Consider the following 15,122-nt stretch of genomic DNA (forward strand, 5'->3'; position numbering starts at 1 on the left):
TAAGGCCACTGAAAAATCCTTCAGATTTTGATGATTGGCCTTAGCGTACGTTTTCGTTCCATTGGACTTCAAACCCCGTAAAGGTGCTCGCTAAAACCTCTTCCTTATTCGCTAAAATTTTCCAATACGATGAATCCAGAAGTAATGAATGTCAGGGTATAAAGAGGAAGAGCTTGTGTCCTAGCGAGCGAAGCTACTCTGTATTAGCCGATTTTTGAAAAGGCCCTTATGAAAATCGCCTTCTTGTAAGGACTCTATGCCGTCCTACGGTCTGCGCCCTACCTGCACAGCAGAGAGCATAAGAAAATGCTTCGCGGATTTCCTTATGCTCTCCACTTTAACTAAGAGCGAAGCGTAAGAAGCAGTCGACACTGCCTTGATAAATCGGAATGCATAAGAATAGTTTCACGCTTGATGTGTTTGTAATAAAACAAGACCAGAAACTCTAGCGGTGAACGCCAATAAGAATGATAAGAAGCCTCGATACTCACAGGGAGTGGCTTTAATTGTTCAATGTTAAAGAACGAGCCGTGCTTATTCAGTAGAGGTGACGTTAGTATTAATGATTGCCCACTGTATTTAGGGAGCAGTTCACTCAACAGTTCGAGCTCTTGGTACGTATCTCTTGTAAAAGGATAGATCGCCGTTGAAAGGTGAACATGGTATTGGTTTTTCTTTAAGGACGGGGGTAGCTTGAGGAAGGTGAGTTCATTCAAAGCGACCCTTACACTGTAACTAAAACCTATCCACGCAGTGAAAAGAAGAACACTGCCATTGAGGAATAAGGGGAGATGAAGCGGCATCAACCAGACCGTAACGACCATTAAAATGACGACACCTTTGATTCCCCTAATCAAATTTATCTTTGCGGAAGGGGCATGAGAGAAGGTCAATAATCTATGTAGGAAAATGAAAAGTAAGAGTGTGTTGATAAAAAGTATCACAAGATTATCCAATAAGGTTCATTTTGACGGCAATAAGCCCCGCTTGTTGGGGCAAGATGAAGCCGACAATTGAACAAAGTGAAAGCGTCAGGCTTTTGCATCCCACCGCGCCCCCTCGTGGTACAACAAATACCCTCGATGATGCGTTTTTCTTAATAGCCGCATGGCTTGACGGTAAGTGGTGCGTATCACGCGCCAATCATTACCATCGAGCATTTCCAATATAACAGGGTCGTTAATTTTATAATCCATATCAGACTGGTCTCTTTCTTAAACGTCCAAATACCGCTAATCCAAGTAGAGATAAAAAGCCGATAGAGCCACCGCTGCCGCCAGAAGAACTTCCGCCCCCATTGTCTGCTTTCGGTTTATTGATGTGAATCACTTCTGAATCAGAGAGGTACAATTGACCTTCTTCTCCACTGCTCCCTTCAATCACATAGGTGCACTTATCAAAAGGGTTGATAAGTGCTTGAGTGACACACGTACTGTTTTCAGGGATCAGCGTGAGATTACCTTGAACATAAGCGGTATCGGTAATGCCACTTTGATGCAGAGATTGAACCGTGATGGTGGTGCGTCCATCTGCCTCAGCGAGGGTCGGATAATGCCACGCGTCAATGTTCTCGGTAATAAACCCTTGTACAGCTTGAATGTCTGTACCGTAAGTTTCTCTAGTGAAATATTCATTACCATCAGGATCCCAATGTACAGTTGTATCACTTCCCTTATGAATCGCCATGATGTCATTAGCCTGATTAATCCACGCCGCGCCTGAGTCTCCACCTGTGGTGTGTGAGTCTTCCTCAACCACATCGGCGTACAGAGCATAGCGATCTGAGTTATGATAATGACTGAACGTGAGGTCTACGGAGTTTAAAGTGTCTATAGTTCCTCCAAACCCTGCAATAGTGATTGGCTCATCAACTTTGCGGTTATCGATGTTTAAAAATTGAATCGCAGAATAATCAACCGTACTGCCTAGCGTTACTATGCCAATGTCCTCTCCAGAAAAACTGCCGTCTTCCACAAAATTAGGGTGCATCAAAAACCGGTTAAACGTGATGGTATCACCAGCCGCCGTTCTAAGGCTGTCGAGTCCATTACCATCCAAACAGTGCGCAGCGGTTAATACGTAACGGCCAGCAACTAAAGTGGCGGTGCAGTTGCCATTGTTGGCGCTGCTTTCTAAACGCACCGCGTTATCTTGCGCGGCCCAGTTGACAGGCGTGCCATTGTCCACAGCCCAAGCGGATGAGCTTAATAGGGCTAAACTCAATAGTGATAATACGTGATCCTTCATGATGTATTCCTGAAAACCGTTATGTGGTTGATGATTTATTATACCAAAACAGACACTATGAAACGAGTTTACCTCGCTGTTTTATCTATGATCATTGGTTCTATGAAATCGCTTTTTATGATCGAAAAGCATATTTTTGATGAACTTAAAAAACGCTCATCCCTGAGCGCTTTAAATCATGACTTTAGGCCAACATTATTGGCACTCTGATGGGTAACCGTTATTAGACAGCGTTGCTGGACCATACTCTTGACATTGCCATCCTCCAGAGTTCCAACGTACGCATTCTCGCTCTGTTGTGAGAATTAATCCTCTCGTGCCTTTGTAACACGCTTGATTTTCAGAACCTGGAGAGAGTAGAACTGAATTTCCCCCTGCGTTTGCAGCATTAACCAAGGAATTTGAGGTTATCTTCCAATGACCAGAGTCACCATCATTCGCATTTGGATCATATTCACCCTCAGTTAAGCCTCGTGTATCCGGTGGGTTATGTACCGCCGCGTTCGCTTCTTCATAAGGCCGCGCCGATTCTAGCGCGTCTTCATACGTAACTTTCGCTAATACGCCCGTACTGAGGCTCAGCAGGGGGACTAACAGTAATGTTCTTTTCATGGGTGTTTCCTTTTAGTTGGTCAATGCCTTATTTGCATTGGGTAAAAGCGGTGATTTCACCAGAACTGCTTTTGGTTAAATCACCAGTGATTAGTGATTTGACTCGCACCTCCAAGTCAACGTCCCAATAGTCGTTCGTGGTGGTGATGAGATAGGGTTTTTGACTGCCGGTAAGCTCATAATCTGATGCAATGTAGATATTGCCGATGCTGAGCATGATGTCGGGGGTAGTGCCTTGGGGGCATGCGGGTTTATACACCCGTTCGCCGTGCTTCACCGTCACCACATTCACCAGCCCTTTACTGACAATCTTTTGCGTGCCGTCAGAGTTTAAAATCGTATAGTCCCTGGCGTTGGTAATGCCATACTCCCCGCCCACATCCCAATCGTCGCTGAGCGGCACACTGCCGTCATGCTGTAAGAAGGCGTCGTAAAGCTGAGAGAGTAACGGGTCGTACACCATCACAGTGATGTCCCCGTCCGGCTCTGCTTTGGCGTAAGGGATTTTAAGCAGCTCGGTGGCCCACTTAGCTCGGTGAATCGGTTGGATAGCCGTGCTCGATAAAGGAAACGTCAACTTAGCGTACGCAATGTCACGAGATTGTCCGTTTATCGTGACCGTGCGTTGGCCAGCCTCATACCCAAGGCGCTCCACCGTCCAAGGGGCGGAGTCGGGCCTCACGCACGACCTAGCGGCTTCGTCAGCGGGCGTACAGTTGATCCAAAATTGCTCATCGGGCGTCACTAAGTCGTTAAGCAGATTTGGAAACTCTTCATAGAGTGGCACCGGTGGCTTAAGCGTGTGCTGCTGATATTGGTACTTTTGCAGCGTTTCAATCACAAGCTCGATGCGTGCGCGATAATCTCCTGCCGCGTTTTTTTCTTTTTGGATGGCCATCCATTTGGAAGCGCCTGCGATAATCAGCCCCATTAGCGCCATCGCAAACAGCACATCCAGCAGGGCAAGGCCGCGTTGCTTGGCTCGTTTCGTTTGAAGTTTCAAGAATAATCCCCCTGCATACACCCCGTCTCGGCATCAAAATATTGATGCTGGAGCTGCGATTGAATGGACGCGATGTTGTAATACAAGACCACCGAGCGCTCACTCACGCGAACGCTTTGGGCCAAAGGCGTCAACACCGGTTTCAATGAAAACCCCGACATCCCCTCAGGCAAGGTTACAGTGAGGGTCACGCCCCCACTGACGGTAACGCTCGTCGCCGTTCGATAGTCAATCGAGATGGCGTAAGGCAGCGTCAGCAGATAAGCGGGTGCCTCAAAGTGCTCCACAAGTGATGACAGTGAAGGCGGCGCCGTCAATGTGCGGCACCCTGAAAGGTGCCACTCATCGATGATGGCGCGCTCGGTTGCTTGCCACACGTCCGTCATCGCGCCTGCAAACGCCGTTTGTTGCTCGCCTTGGCGAAGCGTGTTCATACCAAAGGTCGCGCCCAACGCTAAAATGGCGCTGACCACCCCCATCGCCAGTACAAAGTCGAGCACAGAAAAGCCGGCTTGACGTCTTATCATAAAGTGACCGTGATGTCGGAGCCGGACACTTGGACACTGCCGCAATCGGTGCCCGCGCGCGTACAGCGCTCTGCGCTCATTGGGGCCAATTGATTACCCAGCGCCAGTGAGTTTTCCACCTCCACATTGCTGATGCCGATGTCTACAAACGACTTATTGGTGTTCGCTGTCACGGTGTACGTTCCGCCGTATTGATTAACTGAGCACCACGCCGCCTTACTGTAGCCATACCCTTCGGTGCAGATTTCAGACAGGCTAACCCCAGTCACATCTGCGCCAGCCCCAGCCCAGGCGTCGACCGCTTGACGAATTTCTGTTACATCAGTGAGCGTCGCGCTCACTTTATATTTGCCCTTACCTGAGCTTGCCATCGCCGTAATACCGGCCACGACGAGCGCCGCGAGGCCAATCCAAAAAATAAAATCCAGCATTGATGCACCACGCTGGCGAGAAGATAAAGTCATCGGTTTTTTCATGAGTATTTCCTAAGTTAAAAGTTGAGTGTCAGTTGGTAAGCGGCGCTGAAAATCAGGGCGCCAAGGAGTAAAATCGTGATGAACAATCCAGCTTTAGGCAGCCAAAGCTGCATGTGGGCCAGTGTCTTATCCACCACTTCACGGTGGTTTGCGCTGCTTTCTCGCAGCAGTTCGGGGTAACTCACCCGCTCGCCGAGCACTTTGAGTGCGCTGAGCTCACTGGGCAGCAGTAATCCGGTATCGAGAATGCGGCCTAAATTACTTTGCCCCACGCTTTGCGCTTGCATGACATTTAAATGCCCTTTCGCAAATGCGGTATTGCGCTCACCGGCGTGGTTAAGCGCATCGCCTAATTTCATGCCGCAACTGGTGAGGTTAGCTAAGGTTTTGAGCATGGACGCCGCCACCGCCGTGCGATACAAGGAAAAAATGGGCCAATCATTGACCCAGGGTCTTCCCCGTCCCGCCCAATGGGGCAATAACACCGAAAGCGCCATCAGCAGGCCAAGTGCCGCCACCCCCACCCCGGCCCCATAGGTGGCGACGACGTCTCGAACGTCCACGCCAATACCGGGCGCGTAGTCGATGGTCGCGAGCATTCGGTCTGAGATTTCCACCCCGTAAAGGCTCATGCCGACACACAGCACATAAGGAAAAGCCAACAGTCGCACCAGTTTGGGCACAATGTTCTCGCCCCCTTGCAATTGGTCAATGGCCGTGTCTAACCCCATCATCCGCTGTCCCGCTTTCTCCGAGGTACGAATACTGGTCAGAACCAAAGCGGGAAACCAGCCTTCCAGCACATCGACAAATCGCTGCCCTTGTCCTGGCGCCGCCAGTCCCGCTTGACCGATGATTTTCAACGCGCCCCGACCATTTTCAACCAGAGACAAACAGAACTCTTTGGTGGTGAGTTGGTACTTATCGGCCTTTTTCCACTGCTGTAAAAAGTCAACGCGGTCTTTATCGGTGAATTGCCATTGCTCCAGTGTTTTCCCTAATATCTTCATAGGGCCTCCTTGAGCGCGCGATATACATCCGTGATAGGCGTCGGCACTAGGTCATCCACCTGCTCAGAAGCCGACAGGATGTCGATTTGCCCCTGCATGATGCGCGATTTGCAATGCGCTTTGATGTCTGGCCACCCCTGCGACTGTAAGTGCGCTTTCCACCCTAAATCGTCTTCACGAATGATGAACTGGCGGTCGGCATCATCGAGCACAATCATCTCCATCACCACCACGCGGCCACTCTCGCCCGCGACTTTGTCTTCGCCATTGCATTTGTGGCAACCGGTGGGGTTAAGTAGGCGAACATTCGCAAGCTCTGATTCCGTGCACAGTTGTTTGAGTTGCTTGACCTTGAGCCCAAGCTTGTCTTTAACCTCTTTCGCTCGATACGCTTCAATGACGTGCTCCTGATGGTGCTCATCGAACGAAAAAGCGCAGTCACACAGCTTTCTCACCAATTTCACGTGCACAAACATCGCCATCAAATCCGGTGCCCCGACAATCGCAGCAGGCATGTTGAGTTGTTGAATGAAGGTCTGCGCAACGCCTAGCGCACTGTTGGTGTGCAAGGTCGCCAGTGCCAAGCCTCCGGTTTCCGCTTTACGACAAAACTCTCTGGCCGTCGGCGTGTCTCGAATCTCACCAATATTGGAAATGTCCACATCGTGACGCAGCGTCTCTTTGCAATAAAAGGCGTAGTCCAGTTTTACCCCTGAGCCCTCGACCGTTTCCACGCTCGGTTGCACTTGCGTTTTGCTCACAAACGCTTGAGAAAATTCCACTGGGTCTTCCAATGAATGCACATTACGCGCAATGCGATCGACTTTTTCGAGCAGGGCGTACACCAGCGAGCTTTTACCAGAACCCATCGGACCGGTAATGATGATGCCCCCTTGACGCTTGTGTATCATTGAAATGAGCGTACTTAGGTAGGGCGCCGGCAAATCCATGTCCTCTAAAGACAAAGCTTTGTCTCGCGGCGTCAGGCAGCGCAAAGTAAGCTTGGGCCCTTCATGGGTGGGAATGAGCGCTGCGCGCCATTCAAAGACGCGCAGCGCGTCCCCCACCTTGAGCGTTAAGCTGAACCTATCATTGGCGGGCAGGGTGTATTTAATGTCTTGCCCACCCAGGGTGGAAAACACATAGTCCATTAGGGCAAGTCCGACTTGCCTTGGCTGATTTTGCGCGCTCTGCTCATTATGAAAACGGGTCAACACGCGCCTTACTCCCACCGTTCTTAATAAGAAAAGCGTGCTGTCAGGCGTGGTTAACACGTGAACATCCGAGCTGTTTTCATTAACGGCCGTTTGACACAAGGCGTGCAATTGACGCTCAATCGCCCCTTGCCCTTCTAAGTGGTCAAGCGCTTGTCCAGGCTCGGGCGCGGCTACCTCGGCATCAATCACCGATTGCGGTACTTCATCGACTTGAATCGATTGACCGAGCATCGCTACCGACCCTTGTAGTACGTCAATGATTGACCCTAGATTCGGGGCGTTAGGGTTCGAGGTTTGCACCACAAGCTCGGGGGTGACGACGGTGTACCCGTCGTCACGGCATAAGGCATTGAGGGTCTCCTCATCGGCCGTGCTCAATTGGGGATAGCGTCTCATAAGCCCCCCTCCAAGGTTCGAGTCGTCCCCTTATGTTTTAATTGAACGCCCTCACGGCTAATGTGACTGACCAGCACTCCCTTAACGCGCTGACCTTGCACGGCGCGTATGGGCGCCTGGCCATCAACGTTTAAATACGCATAGGCCGCGCCCTCCTTGACCACTAAGCCGCCTAGCGTGAAGCGCTCAATCATGGGTAAAGACTTTGAACTCACTTCAGACACGCGCGGCACCTGCTCTAACACACTGACCGAGGGCAGCGTGTTGGGCTGACCGAGTCCGAGCCCTGTCCCAAGATCTTGCTGATTGGCTTTACGCATGCGCGCTTTAGCTTCGGCTATTTCGGCATCGAAATGAGCCAAAGACAGTTGCTCTGCGCGCTCAATGCGGGCCAGGGCGCTGGCATCCAATGCCGGTGACGGTGTCACTCGGGTCGGTGGCGCTTTTTTCAAAGGGATGACTTTCGCCGTGACAGGCATGACTTGGGCTGGTGATGGCGCCGCAGAAACGGTCGTCTCACCTTGGCGATTGACTATCCACAGACCCGCAACGATAACGCTGGAGAGCAGTAGAATAGAAATTTGTACGGTGGACTTGGTCACAGTCATTGATTTTCTCCCGTGTAAGTAAGGTGCAAGGTGGCGTGATACGCGCCTGCGCCGCGAGGCGTCATTTGCAAGGTGGTGAGGCTCAATGGATACACCTCGGCCAACGCTTCGAATGTGGCAAGCTCAGCCAAGGTCATTGCGTCTTTTTTCAATGTAAAACTTAACGTTTTGATGAGCGTCGATGGGCTTTCTTTGGTATCCGAGATCCGCCATCCTAATTGCGTCAGCGTATCTAAGAGTGAATCACTGGCCTCAAAGGGGCTCATTTGAGCCGACCACGCCTTTAACTTCTGTGTTAACGGTAGGCTGAGCGTCAGTGATTGCGGCGTTAGTGCCGCATCCACAGGCGCTAAGGTCTCGCCCCAATGCCGAGCATCACTCAAGCTCCCATCCTCATCACATTTCAAACGCGCGGTTAACTGCTCGCCTTGAAGCGTCAATGCGTTCAACGCCCATCCTAACGGCGCGCTCTGCGCGAGCGCCGCCAGATGCAGAGCTTGCTCCGCGCCTTTGGATGCACTTATCGCTTGGGACATGGTCTGCCGGTAACTCTGGTAATCATCCACCACAGGCGCTACTGCCTTGACGGGCGCATCCTGAGTTCGAGTCAGCCACAGCGCGGCGATGAGCACCATCAACAGCGCCCCGCCTCCGGCGAGTATCTCGGGGGCTCTCGACTTTTTAAGCGTGTAGCCTTGCCACTCTTTTTGAGTGAGCGCCGCCACCGATTGAATGGCGAAGGGCGACCACCTCTCATCAAGAGCATCGATGGCTGACGTCAAGTAAACCGCGTCACTCATTTTGAGTGTCAAGGCGTCAAGCTCATCAAAAGACAGTAACTTGGCCTGCCTCACCACATCGTCACGTACTTGTATAAAAAACACGGCATCGCTATGACGGTCGATGAGGCACCAATGATTCGGCGCCGTCTCTTTTAAGTGGTGGCGCCACACTTCAGCCATCGCCACCCCAGGCTCATCACTGACGTAACGCGTCAGCCAGTTGCCGCGTTCTACTGTGAGTGCGTATTTCCCAGGGTGTTGGCGGGCTAATTGCCATTTCGAAAACGAGGACGCTGCCGTCACCACATGGTTGGGCGTAAAGTTTGGCATTATTTCACTCTCCTTGGGGTTAAGAGCACTAAGGTTTCCACCGTTTCTTGACTGCTTAACTGACTACCTAACCAATCAAACCCAAAGCTGGATGATTTATTAGCCATTTGAGTTTGTTGTTTCACCGAGCCAATCACCACGGTTTGCCCGTAGCGCAATTTATTGGTGAACGACAAATCCGCGCTGCGCGTCGAAATGAATCGTAGCGTCGCATCATTGATTTCTTCGGTGCTGTCTCCGGCAATTTTAGTGAGCTTGCCAGCGGTGCGTATCCACACAAAATCGTCACTGACGTGGGTATTCACCATCATGTCAATGCCTTCCACCACATTGCCGCGCGTGGTGCTGGTTGAAGTCGTTGTATCGGTCACTTCGGTGGAAATATCGGATAAATACGGCGTATCCACCGTTTGAGAGATGCGCGCGCCTTTGGCGTTCAACGTCAGAACGCTAATTGGCGTGTCGGTTGAGACGGTGCCCTGCTGCTCCAGCGCTTTGATGAACGCGGTAGTGCCATCCCATTTTCCAGAGCCTTGGAACGCTAAACCACTCCCCCCGCTGATTAAGCTTGAGGAAGAGGATGAACCTGGAATGATAAAGCTTAAGGTGCCATCACCGACATCGCGCAAGAGGTTCCAGTCAATGCCTTGGTCTTTGTCTAGATTCGAGCGAAACTCCAAGATGCGCACATCCAAGAGCACTTGTTTCTCAAGCTCTGCTTGATAGCTCGCAATGACGCGTCGCGCCTGCGCCATGCGGCTCGGTGTGGTGCGTACGGTCAATGCCGTTAAGCCAGGCACCACCTTCACCGATCCAACCAACGTCTCATCAGCTTCATTTTCATCGATGAGTACCGCTTCCACCGCGCCGGCGACTTCTTTCACCACCTCGACCGAGTCATAGGTGGTAATAAGGTACTGCCCCGCCGCTTGAGTATCGTCCTCCTCCCCGCTACCACTGCTCTCACTTTCACTGCCTTGTTGGCCTGACATCGCGCCAGGCGGCAGAGTCAGCGTAAAGGTCTCGCTTTGGTAGTAACCCACCTTAAGCGTCTTATCTTGCGGTGTCAGACCATATCGCGTGGCGCTGCCAATGCGATTAAGCAAAGACTGCCTAGACGCTTCACCGTTGAGGGTAACGGGGGTGTTAGGATTGACATCGGGGTCAAACGCCACTTCAATGCCGGTGCCATCGAGCAACATAGACAACACTAAGGACAACGGCAATTGGTCTGCCTTAAGACGCACACGCTCTTGTAGCCACTCGGGCGCAGTGTTGCGCTCAATCGGGGTTGGATTGGCGGGCGGCTTACTGAGGTAGCGCACATTGCCAAGGGGCGCGCTCGCCTCACCGCGCGCTTGCTCCATACTGTCTTGTATCGCCTGCGCGTTGTCTTTTCGGTCTAGGTAATCTTGACTGATGCAGCCGCTGAGCATCAGCAACAAGGGTATCGTTATCAAAATAGGGTTCATCACTGCCTCTCTGTAATAAAAACGGTGCGCGAGCTTGAAATCAATTGCGCCTGTACGGGGTAACCCTCTAAGACGGTATCGAGCGCTTTATCAAAGCCGCCGCGCGGGGTCACCACCCCGTACTCACCGGTTAAGGGATAATCGTCCTCACTCATCCAAGAGGCTCTCACCCCACCATCAAGCCAGTGCCACTGATAAGACTCGGCAAGGCTTGCCACCGCACTTTTTAAGGTCTCGCCTTTCACCCAGCGAACGTCCACCGGGCCTTTGAGCGTGTGAAGTCCGGCCACGCCTTGCTGAACATCCAGGCGCAGCGATAAATCCAAGGTTTCTCCCACTTGGGTGATGGTGCGAGGCAATGAGCCAGTAAATTCCATTCTTTTGTCCAGCGGCGTCATGAGCACCTCCTGCTCCTCAGCGCTGAGCGCAAACGCCACTTTGTCGATACGCTTGTCATGAAACCAACGTGACAAAGCGCGGTACGGGGATTCATTCACACCAATAACAAAGGTCGTGGGGGCAGGTAGAGCTTTCGGGACTGTCTTCTCATCCGCAGCAAGCAACGACGCCTGCGCTTTTTTCTTCACAGACGACTTAGACGATGTCGGTTTTGCTTTTGAACTTGACGAGGGTTTCCCCTGCATATCACTGGCGAAAAACGCATCATTGTCATCCTCAAAACTGGACATCGCCTCTGATGAAGCGCTTTTAGAGGCCAGCGACTTTTTCAGTTGCGGCGTCATGACAACACTTGACGTGCTATGTTTTTTTGAATGAGAGGTAGAAGATATCGATACGGCTTCGCTCGCTTTCGCTGGGCCCGTCAGAGGAGACTTACCGTCTGAATATCCACTCACGGGTTTCGGCGCCTGCCATTCGTATCCATACTTAAGTCGAAACCCCACATTGCGACGAACCACATCTTCTTCAAGCGAGAACGCTTGACCACCAATAACTTGCAAGGCTTGTCGAAGGCTCATGTGCCCCATATCGGTATGACCCAAAGGCAACGGTTGCGCATAGAGCTGCGTTTCGGCGTAAGACGTGGGGGTGCGCAGCGATACACCACTGCCTGACAATAAGAACTCGACGCCGTCTTTGATGCTCATCTTGCTCATTACAGGTAAGCGAGCTTCAATCGGCACGCCTAAGATGTCGGTCATTTGCTCACCTGCAGAGCGTTCAATGACATAACGTGAGGTCTGCACGCTGCTGCCCGATAATTCGGGGGCGGTGCGAATATTTAATGGGGGTGGCGGCGCTTGTACAGGCTCAGGCGGGGTTTGACACCCGGCCAACAAGCCTGCAAAAGACAACATGAGCCAGCGCGTTTGCATATCATTCTCCTGACAATAAAAGACGTCCACACGCTAACAAAAAGGCAATAGAAAAATCTCGATTAGAAATACATTGGTGGATGTATTTTTAACGAGTATTTATTTTTTAAATTGTGATATCCTTAAATGTTATTTTTGACTGGCAGCGTTAAACCCCAAATAGAGGTTTGACGTTTACAGTAGAAACAAAAACGCCAGCTTATCGCTGACGTTTGTCATTAAAAGACGTTAAATCAATCTCCCATGTTCATCGATACAGACACGTTCATGAGGCTGCCACACAATGAACAGTGACCTTGTTCATCCGGTAACACCTCCTCTTCTTGATATTTTTTGCAAGTCGGCCACTCAACCTCGCCGCATTCAGACTTTTGAACCGAAAAGGTAAAACCCAACACGCTGCAAAACCAGTCCGGTTGATGGACATCAACCTCATAATTTGTCACCTGCAGCTTTAGCTGCTCTAGCTCTTGAAGGTGCACCCTACACTCGTTGTGAGAGTAAATCGAAAAGCCGAACTCTTTTGTCCACTTCACCACCGCTTCAACCACATCGATCGCGGCATCTTGCGCTGATTGATTTTCAGTTATTTTGGCCAGTGCCATGGTGCCTTCATCATCATATACATAGACAACTTGCATCAGCATTACCCTCGTTCAAAAGTCATCGGGTAAGTGGTTTTTAACAGCCCACCGACACCGGCTAAAAACAGCTTAGCCGCCGCGCGTGACGCTTGTTGATGAAGCAGTGGTTTAGGTTGAGTCATGAGTTCGATGATGGCATCAGAATCAGGCCCATCGATATGAATTTGGTTTACACACCAATTTGGCATAATCAGTTCCTCTTAAAAAATAAAAGGATGCCCCCACCTGGGAGACATCCCAGGTGGGTGATGCGCAAAGCGCGATGTGATTAAAAAAGCCCCTATCTAAGATAGAGGCTTTAAGGTTTAGTCGAATTGAGGTTTATCTAGCGATAGCAGCGACTAATGCAAGTACGCCAAGTAATATCGGAATTAACACAACTTGCCATGGACGCCAGATAAGCTGGCTGTCGATGTTTCGTTGCTCAACATTGAGCTTGCGCTCTTCTGCATTAAGCTTTCGTTCTTCCGCGTTAAACTTGTACGCCTCTGAGAGCGTTCGATAGAGGTTAACATTCTCTATTTCGAGCTCTTCGATGCGTTTTTGCTTTTCGCACATATATTTCTCCGTATTCATAAAATAAGAATAACAAAAAAGACAGAAAACCCCAATCCCCGACAGGAATGAGATCCCTGTCGGATGGGTTACATTACGGTTAAATCAACACTTCCACGACGTTAGACGAAACATACGGACCATGAATGGTTCTCGTGGTACGTCGAACCACTCCAGCTTGCTCAAGCGCGCCTAAAAATCCAGCGTACTCGTCGCAATCTTTAATGGCCGTTTCATTCTCGTTGAAGTGATTGTTTGGTAAACACACCGTCGGAGTGCCCATAGGCTCTCCTGGAAACGAATCCGAAGCTTCATTTCGTTTTGTATCGGCAGTGCATAACTGGAGCGCGATTTGCTTGTTATTGCGATAGTGATGTTTAGAAACGTCACAATCGATTTTCTGCCCACCGGCCAGTGTTACCGTCACCATAAGTTGAGTCATATCATTTCTTCCTAATGTAAAAAAGAAGGAATGACCCCATAGAGGAGGCATTCCCCTCTATGGGTTTATGGGTTGCCCCTAATGTGAGCGACGCTGAAATCTCAGCGTGTTCACATTAGGGGTAGATTCATCCCACACCATGAAATCATGGCTAAGGCGTTGTTGGATCACTTCAATGTCTTCGACGGGGTAAAAGCGACCTTCACGCATCATAAAACCAGCGTTTGCTAGTTCTGGTGGTGAAATATCACTGCCCCTCGCCACAGAAAAAAGCGCCGTGGCTTTTGTCTGTAAAAGATTGAATTTGTCCATCTTGCTCTCCTCAAAGTAAATAAGGAGAGCCGTCGTCAAAGGGGAACGTATCCCCTGTGGGTAATCAATGACAGTAATAAAAAGCCCCAACACACGAAAGTGTATTGGGGCAGTCAAACATCAAGCCGCTTACTGATTTGCATCAGAACCAGTCGGTGCTGGCGATTGTACAAGTACAACGTCATTCACCTTCAGATACTTCACTTTGAGTAGACGCCCCTTAATGGTTGCGCCAAACTGACCCGCTTTCGTATTGTGGTTGCTTTGATAAGTAAAGGTGTCGAGCGAGATATCACTGATAGTAAAACTCAGTGAGCCTTTATCGCCACCTTTTGGGCTAAAGTCGTAGTTATCAAGACCATGCGCTTCAAAAAGCTCAATCGCCTCTTTTCCTACTACTTTGCAGTCAATGTACGTTCTTTCGTTATCATCACCACGTAAACACGTGATGGTGGTCGCGTAGAACGGGTCACCTTTTTTCGGTGTCACTTTTCTCACGCGGTTTAGAAAACCAAATCCATGAGTGTGAAGGTCAAAATAAGTGTTTTGATTGTTATCAGACATAATGTTTTCTCCGAGACAGGCTGCACGAGAAAAAATTACATTCCCCCATGGGAAATAATTTTCCCGTGGGGGTGATAAAAAGTCGGTGTATAGCGCCAAAGCTCTATCAATAATAGGCTGAGGGCAGTTAAGTACGCTTTCACTTCTTTAAAAAGAAGCCACGACACATTTCAGAAAGCCATTTAAGGGGGGTTAACCCCGTGTGTTTAATACTATTCGTCAGTATTCAACGTTTAACATCCTGAGGATAACAGTCCAAATAGGCTTATAAAGTGATTTATGTCACATCTTATTTGATTGATTTTTAGTCTCTGATGTCGGCTGACAATAGTTTAATCACACAATAGTTTGATTAATTTCTAACAAGGTTTTGGACATTTCTGAGTCAGTGACTTTTCTAAATTAGCTATTTACGGATAACTTTAGATATTACAAATGACTGAGCGACACCGCTTAATAGGGGACCGTCCGTGATAGGAAATGGGCAAAACCAGCCATCAGCGGTCTATCTAGATATACCCGTGATCATTGAAGGTGCTTGATTTTAGCCAAAATGAGGATCATGCTAGGTGATATGAAAATAACTCT

General features: G+C 49.9%; 16 protein-coding genes and 1 pseudogene. All 17 read right to left on the reverse strand.

What is annotated here, in order from left to right:
- Positions 1-1,197: 1,197 nt before the first annotated feature.
- The 17 genes and pseudogenes from NHN17_RS23330 to NHN17_RS23410 all read right to left on the reverse strand — a co-directional run bounded on the left by NHN17_RS23330 (position 1,198) and on the right by NHN17_RS23410 (position 14,534).
- On the reverse strand, positions 1,198-2,247 hold the full coding sequence (locus NHN17_RS23330) for a trypsin-like serine peptidase (protein WP_255045062.1): 1,050 nt from the start codon (positions 2,245-2,247) through the stop codon (positions 1,198-1,200).
- Between the two features lie 195 nt (positions 2,248-2,442).
- Positions 2,443-2,859 carry a hypothetical protein gene (locus NHN17_RS23335; protein WP_055318473.1) on the reverse strand — a complete coding sequence of 139 codons (417 nt, stop codon included), beginning with the start codon at positions 2,857-2,859 and terminating at the stop codon, positions 2,443-2,445.
- A gap of 28 nt (positions 2,860-2,887) precedes the next feature.
- Positions 2,888-3,862, reverse strand: a complete 975-nt coding sequence (locus NHN17_RS23340) for a PulJ/GspJ family protein (protein WP_255045063.1) — start codon at positions 3,860-3,862, stop codon at positions 2,888-2,890.
- On the reverse strand, positions 3,859-4,389 hold the full coding sequence (locus NHN17_RS23345; protein WP_255045064.1) for a hypothetical protein: 531 nt from the start codon (positions 4,387-4,389) through the stop codon (positions 3,859-3,861). Before NHN17_RS23345 ends, NHN17_RS23340 begins: the two co-directional genes overlap by 4 nt.
- On the reverse strand, positions 4,386-4,865 hold the full coding sequence (locus NHN17_RS23350; RefSeq protein WP_255045065.1) for a hypothetical protein: 480 nt from the start codon (positions 4,863-4,865) through the stop codon (positions 4,386-4,388). Before NHN17_RS23350 ends, NHN17_RS23345 begins: the two co-directional genes overlap by 4 nt.
- 14 nt (positions 4,866-4,879) lie before the next feature.
- Complete coding sequence (locus NHN17_RS23355) at positions 4,880-5,875, reverse strand: type II secretion system F family protein (protein ID WP_255045066.1); 996 nt, start codon at positions 5,873-5,875, stop codon at positions 4,880-4,882.
- Entirely contained in the window at positions 5,872-7,488 is a 1,617-nt protein-coding gene (locus tag NHN17_RS23360; protein WP_255045067.1) for a GspE/PulE family protein, read from the reverse strand. The genes NHN17_RS23355 and NHN17_RS23360 overlap by 4 nt, the downstream gene beginning before the upstream one ends.
- Positions 7,485-8,090, reverse strand: a complete 606-nt coding sequence (locus tag NHN17_RS23365; protein ID WP_255045068.1) for a hypothetical protein — start codon at positions 8,088-8,090, stop codon at positions 7,485-7,487. The genes NHN17_RS23360 and NHN17_RS23365 overlap by 4 nt, the downstream gene beginning before the upstream one ends.
- Positions 8,091-8,092: 2 nt before the next feature.
- The gene (locus NHN17_RS23370) at positions 8,093-9,208 is read right to left on the reverse strand and encodes a hypothetical protein (protein ID WP_255045069.1); all 1,116 of its coding nucleotides are present in this window, start codon (positions 9,206-9,208) and stop codon (positions 8,093-8,095) included.
- Entirely contained in the window at positions 9,208-10,680 is a 1,473-nt protein-coding gene (locus NHN17_RS23375) for a type II and III secretion system protein (RefSeq protein ID WP_255045070.1), read from the reverse strand. The genes NHN17_RS23370 and NHN17_RS23375 overlap by 1 nt, the downstream gene beginning before the upstream one ends.
- Positions 10,680-12,017, reverse strand: a complete 1,338-nt coding sequence (gene pilL2 / locus NHN17_RS23380) for a PFGI-1 class ICE element type IV pilus protein PilL2 (protein WP_255045071.1) — start codon at positions 12,015-12,017, stop codon at positions 10,680-10,682. The genes NHN17_RS23375 and pilL2 overlap by 1 nt, the downstream gene beginning before the upstream one ends.
- A gap of 233 nt (positions 12,018-12,250) precedes the next feature.
- Entirely contained in the window at positions 12,251-12,658 is a 408-nt protein-coding gene (locus tag NHN17_RS23385; RefSeq protein ID WP_255045072.1) for a hypothetical protein, read from the reverse strand.
- Between the two features lie 11 nt (positions 12,659-12,669).
- Positions 12,670-12,849 (reverse strand): annotated as a pseudogene (locus tag NHN17_RS23390) (DUF1281 domain-containing protein); the annotation flags it as partial.
- A gap of 133 nt (positions 12,850-12,982) precedes the next feature.
- Positions 12,983-13,219, reverse strand: a complete 237-nt coding sequence (locus NHN17_RS23395; protein WP_055318484.1) for a hypothetical protein — start codon at positions 13,217-13,219, stop codon at positions 12,983-12,985.
- 97 nt (positions 13,220-13,316) lie between these two features.
- Positions 13,317-13,658, reverse strand: coding sequence for a hypothetical protein (locus NHN17_RS23400; protein ID WP_255045075.1), 342 nt, complete (start codon positions 13,656-13,658; stop codon positions 13,317-13,319).
- A 78-nt stretch (positions 13,659-13,736) separates the two neighbouring features.
- Entirely contained in the window at positions 13,737-13,970 is a 234-nt protein-coding gene (locus NHN17_RS23405) for a hypothetical protein (RefSeq protein WP_255045076.1), read from the reverse strand.
- A gap of 129 nt (positions 13,971-14,099) precedes the next feature.
- On the reverse strand, positions 14,100-14,534 hold the full coding sequence (locus NHN17_RS23410) for a DUF3577 domain-containing protein (protein WP_255045077.1): 435 nt from the start codon (positions 14,532-14,534) through the stop codon (positions 14,100-14,102).
- Positions 14,535-15,122 lie beyond the last annotated feature (588 nt).

Source organism: Photobacterium pectinilyticum, from assembly GCF_024357955.1.
Taxonomy (GTDB): domain Bacteria; phylum Pseudomonadota; class Gammaproteobacteria; order Enterobacterales; family Vibrionaceae; genus Photobacterium; species Photobacterium pectinilyticum.